The organism is Shewanella sp. SM21 (genome assembly GCF_025654335.1).
Classification (GTDB): Bacteria; Pseudomonadota; Gammaproteobacteria; order Enterobacterales; family Shewanellaceae; genus Shewanella; species Shewanella oncorhynchi.
The window spans coordinates 17869-29659 of sequence record NZ_JAKKRL010000006.1 but is presented as its reverse complement, the minus strand read 5'-3'; the positions used below and the strand labels follow the sequence as shown (position 1 = coordinate 29659).

Here is an 11791-nt window from a genome sequence, read left to right as displayed (position 1 = left end):
AGGACTCAAACAATGAAGAAACTGACGATATTGGCGAGTGCAGTCATGCTGGCGTTCGCAGCGCCAGTCGCTATGGCTAAGATATCAGAAGCTGATGCGGCAAAACTTGGCAATGAACTTACCCCTTTAGGTGCTGAAAAAGCAGGTAATGCTGATGGTTCTATTCCTGCGTGGGATGGTGGTATCACTAAGCCTGTGGCGGGTTATACCAAAGGGATGCACCACCCAGATCCTTTCCCTGAGGATAAGATTGAATTTACTATTACTAATGCTAACAAATCGCAATATAAAGATTTTTTAACGCCGGGTCAGGTGAAGCTGTTCGAACTTTACCCTGATACCTACAAGATGAATGTGTATAAGACTCGCCGTAGCGCCTCTGTACCACAGTTCGTTTACGATGCGACTAAAGTTAACGCGACTCGTGCTGAACTGATTGCACAGGGCAATGGTATTTCTGGCGCGGCTATTGGTATTCCATTCCCGATCCCTGCAAATGGTTTAGAAGCAATTTGGAACCACATTTTGCGTTTTCGTGGTATCGATATCGAAACTTCCCGTAGCCAAGCTGCACCGACAGCCGATGGTAGCTATAGCTTAGTCGAAACGGCTGAGGAAATTCGCTTCGAATATTCTCGTCCAGAAATTACCTTAGATCAGCTTAAAGCCAGCAATACGCTGTTCTACTTTAAGCAAGTGGTGACTCAGCCTGCACGTTTAGCAGGTACAGCCTTATTGGTTAAAGAAACCATGGATCAAGAGGCGCTTCCCCGCCAAGCTTGGACCTATAACACAGGTCAACGTCGAGTACGTAAAGCGCCGAACGTGGCTTTTGATACACCGGGTACAGTGTCAGACGGTCTGCGTACGACAGATGATTTCGATATGTTTAACGGCTCCCCAGTGCGTTACAACTGGGAACTGGTTGGCAAAAAAGAAATTTATATCCCGTACAACGATTACAAACTGCATTCAGATAAGCTGAAATATGACCAAATATTGAAACCTGGTCATGTGAATCCTGAATACGTTCGTTGGGAAAAACACCGCGTATGGCAAGTGAGGGCGACGCTGAAAGACGGTATGCGCCACATTTATAAAGTGCGCGATATGTACCTTGATGAAGATTCATGGCAAGTGTCAATCGCCGATCTCTACGACAACCGTGATCAGTTGTATCGTGTGGCCGTTGCACATGGCTTGAATTATTACGAAGTACCTGCACAGTGGGATACTTTGGAAGTCTTCCATGATTTGCAATCCCGTCGTTATCTCGCCATGGGCTTAGACAACCAAAGTGGCATGTATAACTTCGATGCCAAACTGACTGAAGCTAACTTTACCCCCGATGCATTGCGTCGTGAAGGTATCCGTTAATAGGCCACGTACAAAGGGGCGCTTAGCGCCCCTCATTAGTTTAAGGAAGTTTGTATGTCGTTTCGCATCCTTCAGTGTGTCGCTGTATTAAGTTTCGGTGGCGCTTTTTTTCCTTCTACATTATCTGCAACGCCCTCTGATCCGATTTTTTCTCAAGTTCAACCTCTTGCTGCTTCATCTTTGATTTTAGATATTGCCAACGTAGGTGCTGGTTTAGTGGCTGTGGGTGAACGTGGTCATGCTCTTGTGTATGACGGCAGTTGGCATCAAGTAGCAACGCCCGTGAGTTCACAGCTGACCAAAGTCTTTTTTCTCAATGAAAAACGCGGTTGGGCTGTAGGTCATGATGCAACCATTTTACAGACTCAGGATGGCGGTCAAACTTGGCAGCTACAAATGCATTCGCCAGAGATTGAAAAGCCTTTCCTCGATGTGGTGTTTTTAGACGAAAACAATGGTATTGCCATTGGCGCTTACGGTTTGTTTTATCGCACTAATGATGGCGGCGCCCATTGGAGTGATGAGTTTCATGAGGAGCTTTTAGCTGAAGAAGATGTGGCTTATTTGGCGGAGTTAAAAGGCAGCGACCAATCGGCCTATTTGAGTGCGCGCGCTTCATTATTGCCGCATTTTAATCGTATTTTAACCTTAACCGATGGACGTTTATTATTGGTTGGCGAGCTGGGCTTAGTCGCTGTTTCTGGCGATCAAGGTAAAACATTTACTCGTACCAATTTTGATTACGATGGTTCTATGTTTAACGCCGTAGAAACGAAAAATGCTGTGTATGTGATGGGCCTTCGCGGTCATATATTCAAAGCTGATGTGAGTTTAAGCCAATGGAATCAAATAGAACTGCCTGTGCAATCCTCAATCAACGGTGCCATGGTTGTTTCTGACGACGCGCTATATTTAGTGGGAAATGCGGGGATAGTGATCAAGCTAAATGAGGATGACACTAGCAGTATCGTGACTCGTCGCCAAGGGGAAAACTTAGTGTCTATTGCGAAGGATAATCAAGGGAATATGTGGTTATCCGGCAGCCAAGGGCTGTTTATTCTTAAGCCATAAAATTTTAAAACTACAATAAATAACAGGGCCGAGAAGATGTTAGAAAAACTGGTCAACGGATTTGAGTCATTTTTGTTTCGCAATCGCGCATGGGTCGTCGGCATTTTTGTGTTTTTGACGTTGTTTTTTGGCTATCAGGCCAGTCAACTCAAAATGGATGCGGCTTTTATCAAAAATATTCCACTGCAGCACAGTTATATGCAGACCTACCTGAAACACCAAAAAGATTTTGGTGGTGCCAACAGCATCATGGTGGCGGTTGAGGATACCAGCGGTAATATTTTTAATGCTAACTATTTTGATACCTTAAAAAACGTGCATGATCAGCTGTTTTTTATTCCAGGGGTTGATCGTGCGCAGGTGAAATCAATTTTTTCGCCTTCCACTCGTTTTACTGAAGTCGTTGAGGATGGTTTTGCTGGCGGGCCAGTTATTCCAGCGGATTTTTCAACTTCAGTGTCTGGGTTAGAAACGGTTCGCGATAATATTGAAAAAGCAGGGATTGTCGGCCGATTAATTGCCAACGATTACAGTGCGGCTATGGTGTCGGCTCAATTAATGGATTTTGATCCACAGACGGGTAAACCGCTTGATACCATTGCTTTTGCTGCACAATTAGAAAAAGAGCTTAGGGGCAAGTTCGAAACCGATAAGGTTAAAATTCACATCATAGGTTTCGCCAAAATGGCGGGGGATGTGGCTGATGGTGCTAAGGGTGTATTGCTGTTCTTCGTGATCGCGATTTTGGTCACCGCCATCATGGTTTATCTCTTTTCTAAATCAATCATCTTGACCATGCTGCCACTGGTCTGCAGTTTAACGGCTGTGGTCTGGCAGCTTGGTTTATTGACTGTGATAGGTTTCGGTCTCGATCCTATGTCGATTCTGGTACCGTTTTTAGTCTTCGCCATCGGTGTGAGCCACGGGGTGCAGATCATCAATGCTGTACGGCGCCGAGTGCTCGACGGGCAAACGACAAAAGCAGCTTCGGCGTCGGCATTTCGTAGTTTATTAGTGCCGGGTGGTGTGGCATTACTGTCCGATACTGTTGGTTTTATTACCCTGTTATTTATCGATATTGGGATTATTCGCGAGCTGGCGATTTCTGCCTCGCTCGGTGTTGGCGTGATCATTTTTACTAACCTTATCCTGTTGCCTTTGGTGATTTCTTTTACTGAAATCAAAGTTAATAAACATGCAGAACCGACTGCTGAAGAAGTGCGAACTGAGGCTATTTGGCGCTTCATGGCGCGTTTTGCGACGCCTAAATATGCTGTGGTAGTCATTATTGCCACTGTGGTGTTGTATTTTGTGGGTCTGCAACAAGCTAATCAGATGAAGATTGGTGACTTACAGGGCGGCGCGCCAGCGTTACATCAAGATTCGCGTTATAACCTCGATACCTTCTTCATCACAGATCATTTCTCTATCACCACAGATGTGATGACTGTGATTGTTGAGGCAGCACCTGAAGCCTGTACTTACCACGATGTGCTCACTCAAATTGATCAGTTTGAGTGGTTAGTGCGCAATACCCCTGGGGTGGAGTCGACTGTGAGTTTGGCGTCAGTCGCTAAAAAAGTGAATGCAGGCTTCAACGAAGGTAATCCAAGATGGGAAGTGTTGCCGCGTACAACGGCGAGCTTAGTACAGGCCATTGGCCAAATTCCCACGACTTCAGGTTTATTAAATGGCGATTGTTCTGTCATGCCTGTGTATCTGTTTATGAAAGATCACAAGGCCGAAACCATAGAAACTGTGGTCGCTAAGGTCAAAGCCGTCGCCGCGAAAATGGATAACGAGAAGTTGCAGTTTAAACTGGCGTCGGGTCCTGTGGGTGTAATGGCAGCGACTAACGAAGCGGTGGCCGAGGCGCAGTTACCTATGATGATATACGTCTATGGTGCCGTGTTTGTACTCTGCTTAATCAGCTTTAAATCTTTTAAAGCCACTGTGGCGGTCATTATTCCGTTATATGTCGTGTCGACACTGGCACAAGCTTTGATGACTCAGCTCGATATTGGCCTAGCTGTCAGTACCTTACCTGTCATTGCGCTGGGGGTTGGTATTGGTGTGGACTATGGTATTTATATCCTCTCGACTATGTCGTCTAAGCTATCGAATGGTATGCCAGTACAGCAGGCTTACTATGAGGCGTTGGTCGAACGGGGTAGTGCGGTGATCTTTACTGGCCTTACATTGGCGATTGGTGTCAGTACTTGGTTCTTCTCGGCGCTTAAATTCCAAATGGACATGGGAATATTGTTAACATTCATGTTTGTGGTAAATATGCTCGGTGCCATAATTATCCTACCTGCATTGGCCGCCATTTTCTGGCGCCAACCTAAGTAGAGTCTACAAATGGGGAGCTAAGCTCCCCATTTACTTTTGAATACTTAGTCTGCTTTATCGATTGTTTGGTCATTTGTCATTCCTTGTTTACGCCAATACTGGATTTCAAGAGGATGTACCACTAAAATTTTCCTCGAAATACAGCGGTTTTAGTAATAAACTTCGCGCGACGATCTAGATCACATTAATTTATCTGCGATTGTTAAGCCGAAGCATCCAAATAATGAAAAAAGCGCTGCCATAGACGCTTAAGGAAACAGCAACATGGCCTTGAAAGATGCAATGCCTTCAGTACTACTTGAAAATGTAGTCAGTTTAATTCACGCTAAAGTCCCTAATTCACAAGCCAAGCAAGTTGAACAGTTCGCCACCTGCCTTTATGCCCACATGTCGAAAGACGATCTCAATGCGCGTAATGACAGTGATTTATACGGTGCGGTTCTCAGTTTATGGAACGCCCTGAACAAAACACCAAAAGGTAGCACTCATCTGAGAGTGTTCAATCCTAGCCAAGCCAAACACGGCTGGCAATCTACTCACTCGATCATTGAAGTTATCCAACCTGACATGCCATTCTTGGTCGATTCAGTTGGTATGGCATTGAAGCGAATGGGTATTACTGCTCACATGATGTTGCACACTCCACTGGCGATTGAGCGTTCAGAAAGTGGTGTGACGAATGTCACTTATCTTAATCAGAGCCCTGAAAGCACTGAGCATGTCGCTGTATTTTTGATTGAAATTGACCGTCAAAGCAGCACGGTTGATATCAAAGCATTAGAGCGCGAAATTCAGTCTGTGCTTGCCGATGTCGCTTCATCAGTCAACGACTGGGAAGCCATGTCTGCCAAGTTGGCTGAGATGATCAAGGAATTGCCAAAACGTCCGTTCCCGGGCGATAAGCAAGAGTTAGAAGAAGCGATTAACTTCCTGACTTACTTGAATAATCATCACTTTACGCTATTAGGTTACCGTCAATACGATTTGAAACGTGTCGAAGGTGACGTTGAGTTAGTGCCTAATATCGCCTCTAGTTTAGGTTTGATGAACAAGCACACTAAAGCACAACCTGAGCAAGGTTTGTTGTTATCTAGCTTCTCCGATAGTGCCCGCAAAGAAGCCTTAGATCACAGCTTACTGATCCTCACTAAGAGCAGTGCTAAGAGCCGTGTACATCGTCCAGCTTATGTCGATTATATCGGTATTAAGCGTTTCGATAAGAAAGGCAATGTGATTGGCGAAGATAGATTTATCGGTTTGTATGCGTCAAACCTGTATAACCGTAGCCCACGTGAAATCCCACTGCTGAATGAAAAAGTGCAGCGTGTGTTAGATCGTTCAGGCTTGACCCCACGTTCACACGACTATAAAGCCCTGCTAAACATCCTTGAGAATTTACCTCGTGACGAGCTAATTCAAGCCAATGTTGATGATTTATCGCACATGGCCCATGGCGTGTTAGAAATGCAAGACAGAGACAAGCTGAAACTCTTTGTACGCAAAGATGGCTTTGGCCGTTTCTTATCCTGTTTAGTGTACGTTTCTAAGGATCGTTACAACACTAAACTCCGCCAAGATACTCAACGTATTCTGGCCCAGCACTTTAACAGCAAAGAAGATGTAGAGTTTACGACTTATTTCTCCGAGTCGACGCTAGCCCGCACTCACTACATAGTCAAAGTTGATAACAATAATATGGATGTAGATGTGGCTGCCATAGAGAACAACTTAATAGAAGCGGCACGTTCGTGGGAAGATAAGTTAAGCACTGCGCTTAACAGTGCACTCGGCGAAGAAGCTGGCACTCATCTGACTAAGCGTTATTTCAATGCGTTTGAGCAAAGCTATAAAGAAGACGTATTGCCAAGTTCTGCCGTCGTCGACATGCAACAGCTCGAAGCACTGGATGATGAACACAAGCTCGGCATGTTGTTCTATCAACCGCAGGAAGCGGCGCTGAACGATAACAAAGTGCGTTTAAAGCTATTCCATAAAGATGAGCCTATTCATCTTTCTGACGTGCTGCCAATGCTCGAAAACTTTGGTCTGCGCGTGATCAACGAGCGTCCATATGAAGTCACGACTTCAGACGGTTCTACCTTCTGGATCTTAGACTTCTTGATGACAGTTAAAGTCGTCAACACAGATAACATCGCTGATAGCCAAGACAGATTCCAAACTGCACTGTCACAAGTGTGGCAAAAGAAGTTAGAAGATGACGGCTTCAACCGCATTATTCTGGCGTCAGGTTTAACGGGCCGTGAAGTCTCTGTATTGCGCGCGTATGCGAAATACATGCGTCAAATCGATGCGACTTTCAGTCAGTCATATATTGAAGAAACCTTCGGTCGTTACCCACAAATCGCTGATTTGTTGGTGAAGATGTTCATCCGTAAATTTAACCCTAAACTGAAAACCCGTACTCTGGGCAAGTTTTTGGAGCAGATCAATTTACGTTTAGATGAAGTGTCTAGCTTGGATGATGACCGTATTATTCGTCGTTATTTAGACTTGATTAACGCCACTCTGCGTACCAACTTCTACCAACTGGATGCCAAAGGCGAATCTAAGAGTTATATCTCGTTTAAATTCATGCCTTCACTGATCCCTGAAATGCCACGTCCACTGCCGAAATTCGAAATATTCGTTTATTCGCCACGGGTTGAAGGTGTGCATTTACGTTACGGTAAAGTGGCTCGTGGTGGTCTGCGTTGGTCAGATCGTCGTGAAGACTTCCGTACCGAAGTATTAGGTTTGGTAAAAGCACAGCAAGTGAAAAACACTGTGATTGTGCCTGTGGGTGCTAAAGGTGGTTTTGTTTGTAAACAATTGCCAACTGAAGGCGGCCGTGAAGCTTTCTTCACCGAAGGTCAAGAATGTTACCGCATCTTTATCCGTGCATTGCTCGATATTACCGATAACATTTTGAACGGTGAAATCGTCCATCCATTGGATGTGGTTCGTCATGATGAAGATGACCCATATTTAGTGGTAGCAGCCGATAAAGGTACAGCGACATTCTCTGATATCGCGAACTCGATTTCCCTCGAATACCGCTTCTGGCTCGGTGATGCATTCGCATCGGGTGGCAGCAACGGTTATGACCATAAGAAAATGGGTATCACGGCCAAAGGCGGCTGGGAATCGGTTAAGCGTCATTTCCGCGAAGTCGGTATTGATTGTCAAACCACAGACTTTACCTGTTTAGGTATAGGTGACATGGCGGGCGACGTATTCGGTAACGGTATGTTGTTGTCTAAGCACACTAAACTGGTTGCAGCCTTTAACCACATGCATATCTTCATCGATCCAAATCCGGATACGGCATTAAGTTATGATGAACGGGCGCGTTTATTCGCTCTGCCACGTTCAAGCTGGGAAGACTACAGCAGCAAGTTGATTTCTAAGGGTGGCGGTATTTTCCTCCGTTCATCTAAATCCATTCCATTATCGGCAGAGATGAAGCAAATGTTGGCCACAGAGAAAACCTCTATGACCCCAACTGAGCTGATGAAAGAACTGTTGAAAATGCCAGTGGATTTGATCTGGAACGGCGGTATCGGTACGTATGTGAAATCTTCACGTGAAACCCAAGCTGAAGTCGGCGATCGTGCCAACGATGCTCTACGTGTCAACGGTGGCGAACTGCGCGCTAAGATAGTCGGCGAGGGCGGTAACTTAGGTTGTACTCAGTTAGGTCGTATTGAATATGCGTCTAATGGCGGTCGCATCAACACTGACTTCGTGGATAACGTTGGTGGTGTGGACTGTTCAGACAACGAAGTGAACATCAAGATTTTGCTGAACGCTATGGTGACTGAAGGTGAACTGACGCTTAAGCAGCGTAACCGTTTACTGGAAGAAATGACCGAAGAAGTCGGCCAAATCGTACTGCAAGACTGTAAAGATCAAACTCGTACTATCTCTGTGACTCAAGTGCGCGGTGCTGAGCAGTTAAAAGAGCAGATCCGCTTTATCCAGTATCTGGAAAAAGAAGGCAAGTTAGACAGAGCGTTAGAGTTCTTACCGTCTGACGACGAGCTAGCTGAACGTTTAGCCAGTGGTCGTGCATTAACGCGCCCAGAGCTATCAGTACTGGTTGCCTATGCGAAAATGGTGCTGAAAGAGCAATTAGTGACGCCAGAAATCACTGAAGATACTCTGTTAAGCCAACTTCTTATCGCGTATTTCCCGAAAAAACTTCAGGAAAAATACAGCGACAAAATGGCAACCCATCCACTGCGTGGCGAAATCATTGCGACCTCACTCGCCAATGAACTTGTCAACGACATGGGCTTGAATTTTGTTCAACGTATGCAAGATGAGACTGGTGCCTCAGTTGCCGACGCGGCAATTTGCTACACTATGGCCCGCGAAGTATTTGGTTTAGCTGAATTAACTAAATCGATCACTGACTTAAACGGCATAGTTCCGGCTGTGGTTCAAGGTGAAATGCTGCATCAGTTACGCCGCAATATGCGTCGTGCTAGCCGCTGGTTCCTACGTCACCGTAACCGCTCTTGGAGCATCGAACAAACCGTTGCTTTCTTCAAACCGGTATTTGAACAAATTAAAGATAATGTTCATTTATATCTGGTCGAAGAAGAAGCTAAAGGTATCCAATCTGAGATCAATGCTTTGGTCAAAGAAAACGTACCACAAGCTGTTGCAACGATTGTGGCTAACATGAGCACCTTGTTCTCTGCCTTAGACATTGCCCAAATTGCGCAAACAGAAGATAAGACAGTGGCATTAGTGGCTGAAACTTACTTCAAACTCGGCGCCCGCGTTGAGCTGCACTGGTTCTTAGAACAGATCAGCGCTCAACCTGTAGCGAACCATTGGCAAGCACTGGCTCGTGCCGCCTTTAGGGAAGAGTTAGATTGGCAACAACGTGCATTGAGTTCAGTGGTCTTAAGAACCTGCAGTGCAACCTGTGATGCCGAAAGTGTGATTTCTCAGTGGATTGAGATAAATCAAGGCTTATTGGAAAGATGGTTCCATATGCTAGCTGACTTTAAAACGTCGCAAATCCATGAGTTTGCTAAGTTCTCTGTCGCCCTACGTGAACTTAACCTTCTGATCCTTCATTGCGAAGGCCAAAAGTAAACTTATTATAACAATCAGAAGCCCTGGCGATCGCCGGGGCTTTTTTTAGGTCGAGGAAAGTACATGTTTTATAAAATCGCACAGAAAGTCATGTTTCAGATGGATCCTGAGCGAGCTCACCATCTTGCTATAGGCAGTTTAAAAATGACCGCCAATAGCCCGTTAACGTGTCTATATGGACAAACGATTGCACCCGCTCCTGTCAGCTTTATGGGGTTGACCTTTCCTAACCCAGTGGGACTTGCTGCCGGTATGGACAAGGATGGCGAATCGATTGATGCCTTTCATGCGATGGGATTTGGTCATATTGAAGTGGGCACTGTGACCCCAAGACCACAGCCTGGTAACGATTTACCCCGTCTATTTAGATTAAAGCCTGCCAAAGGTATTATTAATCGCATGGGGTTTAATAATAAGGGTGTCGATAATTTGGTCAAAAATTTGGTCGCTAAAAAGACCAATATCATGGTTGGCGTCAATATTGGCAAAAATAAAGACACGCCAGTAGAACAAGGTAAAGACGATTATTTGATCTGCATGGATAAAGTTTATCTCCATGCGGCTTATATTGCGGTGAATATTTCATCACCCAATACCCCAGGATTACGATCGCTACAATATGGCGATCTATTAGATGAATTATTGAGCGCAATTAAAACTAAGCAACTTGAGCTGGCCGAAAAGCATAAAAAATACGTGCCCATCGCGCTTAAAATTGCTCCAGATTTAACCATCGAAGAAATTGAAAATATCGCGCAAGCTTTGATTAAAAACAAATTTGATGGCGCAATTGCGACCAATACCACTTTAACGCGTGATGGTGTTAGCGGTCTTGCCAACGCCAATGAAAGCGGCGGCTTAAGCGGCAAACCCTTAACTGAGCTGTCTACTAAAGTGATTAAGCAATTGGCGATTTGTTTGAAAGGGCAGATCCCGATCATAGGTGTGGGCGGTATTAATAGCGCTGAAGATGCCTTAGCCAAATTCGATGCGGGCGCCACTATGGTACAGATTTATTCAGGTTTTATTTATCAAGGTCCGAAGTTAATTAAAGAAATAGTGAATGCATACCGCTTGAAATAATGATCTTAGGGTTAATATAACGATCTAAAATAAGATCTTATTCTTTAACAGCGATCTAAAATGATCCTTAGATCGCTGTTAAGATCTTACAATAGATCGACTAAGTAACTGTTAAATAATTTGTATTTTATTATTTTTATTTTGATATTGGATAAAATATCTACTATTATGTCCCAGTGTTCAAATATTGGGTCACCGTTATGTTATTAATGCCGCAAAAAGATTGGCAATGGAAATATAACGATTCGTATGGTGTATTAGGCGTATCGTTAGGTTCCGAGATAGAATTTCTGACGTCTTATAAAGCAAAATTACTCATTCCAGATGCCTTATCAAGCATGGAATTTAATATTGCGCACGCCAAATTCTATATGAGCTTACTCGATAGATTGCCTAAAACACTGTCTTTGTCCGATGCCGCTATTGTGCAAATCGCCCTCAATGCCACCGCAGCCCATTTTATGCTGACACCACAAATGCCTAAATCATGGTTTTTTGATACCAGTGATGTCTGTGTTTACAGTGATGTGGGTAAAGTCTTTGAGCTTAAATGCCAAAAGCAAAGGGCACTCGTGCTTGTGGTTGAAAACACCCTGCAATCGGCCTTAGTGATGTTATTATCGCCCGAATGTGTTTTATCCGGTGCTAAAACTATGGTGCAGTTTGAAACCATCAAAGTGATGCATAATCGCTTACACCCCCTACGTGCGCAGCGCCACGTGGTTGCGGCATAGTGTAGTTGTAGATCAATAGCCATTATTGGTTTTTAATATCTGCCATTAGCCATACATCACGATTG

At 44.6% G+C, this 11791-nt stretch carries 6 protein-coding genes; all 6 read left to right on the top strand.

From position 1 onward, the window contains the following. The first annotated feature begins 12 nt into the window (after positions 1-12). The 6 genes from L5L94_RS09125 to L5L94_RS09100 all read left to right on the top strand — a co-directional run bounded on the left by L5L94_RS09125 (position 13) and on the right by L5L94_RS09100 (position 11726). Entirely contained in the window at positions 13-1377 is a 1365-nt protein-coding gene (locus tag L5L94_RS09125; RefSeq protein ID WP_263162726.1) for a DUF1329 domain-containing protein, read from the top strand. A 54-nt stretch (positions 1378-1431) separates the two neighbouring features. Beyond that, entirely contained in the window at positions 1432-2448 is a 1017-nt protein-coding gene (locus tag L5L94_RS09120) for a WD40/YVTN/BNR-like repeat-containing protein (RefSeq protein ID WP_263162725.1), read from the top strand. A gap of 36 nt (positions 2449-2484) precedes the next feature. Continuing rightward, positions 2485-4800: an efflux RND transporter permease subunit gene (locus L5L94_RS09115; RefSeq protein WP_113940560.1), complete on the top strand. Its 2316-nt coding sequence runs from the start codon at positions 2485-2487 to the stop codon at positions 4798-4800. 264 nt (positions 4801-5064) lie between these two features. Further along, positions 5065-9909: an NAD-glutamate dehydrogenase gene (locus L5L94_RS09110; protein WP_263162722.1), complete on the top strand. Its 4845-nt coding sequence runs from the start codon at positions 5065-5067 to the stop codon at positions 9907-9909. A 63-nt stretch (positions 9910-9972) separates the two neighbouring features. Continuing rightward, positions 9973-10992, top strand: coding sequence for a quinone-dependent dihydroorotate dehydrogenase (gene pyrD, locus L5L94_RS09105; RefSeq protein WP_263138625.1), 1020 nt, complete (start codon positions 9973-9975; stop codon positions 10990-10992). A 200-nt stretch (positions 10993-11192) separates the two neighbouring features. Then, the gene (locus L5L94_RS09100; RefSeq protein WP_263162720.1) at positions 11193-11726 is read left to right on the top strand and encodes a cell division protein ZapC; all 534 of its coding nucleotides are present in this window, start codon (positions 11193-11195) and stop codon (positions 11724-11726) included. Positions 11727-11791 lie beyond the last annotated feature (65 nt).